The sequence below is a fragment of the Amycolatopsis speibonae genome (genome assembly GCF_042647925.1).
Classification (GTDB): Bacteria; Actinomycetota; Actinomycetes; order Mycobacteriales; family Pseudonocardiaceae; genus Amycolatopsis; species Amycolatopsis speibonae.
Genome location: NZ_JBHRWK010000140.1, coordinates 1 through 858 on the forward strand (window position 1 = coordinate 1; position 858 = coordinate 858).

Consider the following 858-nt stretch of genomic DNA (forward strand, 5'->3'; position numbering starts at 1 on the left):
CAACGCTCGGATACTTGACACCCCAAGAATACGAGCTAGGATACAGAAACATCAACGAAATCGCGGCCTAAACCCGCGTCCACAAAAGCGGGAACACTCCACGGTCGAGACCGCGCTGAATGCTCCGGACTGGGAACTTGAAACGCCGATTTCCATCCCTCGGCACATTTTCCAGTGGATGTACAGCGATCAGAGCTCGATTACACACGGGCGGGTACAGGGTATCTTCGATCGCGTTCATGTTTCTGAACAGCCGAACGAGGCAGGCTTTCTGGAGCTGGAATGCGACTTGCGCGTCCTATGCGAGGATCTCAATGCCACCGTGCTCCTTGCCCAGACCGCGACCCAGCTGTACAAGCGTCGTGCCGGTCTCCCCATCAAGGATGACGAGACCGATGAGTCGGACTCAGGTGGTGCTGCTTCGGCCGCCACCAGCTGAGGCGGTGCAGCAGGAGCAGGTGCGGCGAACACCGACTCCGAGGGAGCGCTTTAATGTTCTTCCCTTCGGCGTTGTCAGGTTCGGGAGTGGGCACTCCCGCAATCGCTGCCTGCTCGATCCCTCTCGGCCTCGACTACGTCCGGCACGTCCTTGAAATGCGGCGCACCGCACCCGGCTAGCCGCAGCGCACGCCCTCGGCCTGCATGAACAAGCCCTCCGCTCCCACTGCCAACGCGTCAAACAAGACATGTTCCGCACTAAATGGTATGTACTGGATCTTTGATCCGATCGCACGGAAAGCACCCGTTCAGCGCGCTAGTACTCCAGCCGTAGTTCGTGATGGTCATGGTTCGTGGGTCGATTGTCGCTGGTAGTGGCCTTGCTGGGCGCGGTATTGGTGGCGTCTGCGCCACCTCGAG

1 protein-coding gene is annotated in these 858 nt (G+C 59.6%); it reads left to right on the forward strand.

All coding sequences use genetic code 11. The features are described 5' to 3' along the window. A partial coding sequence (locus ACFOSH_RS42500; RefSeq protein WP_378247228.1) for a hypothetical protein occupies positions 1–439 on the forward strand: 439 nt, incomplete at its 5' end. Between the last annotated feature and the right edge of the window lie 419 nt (positions 440–858).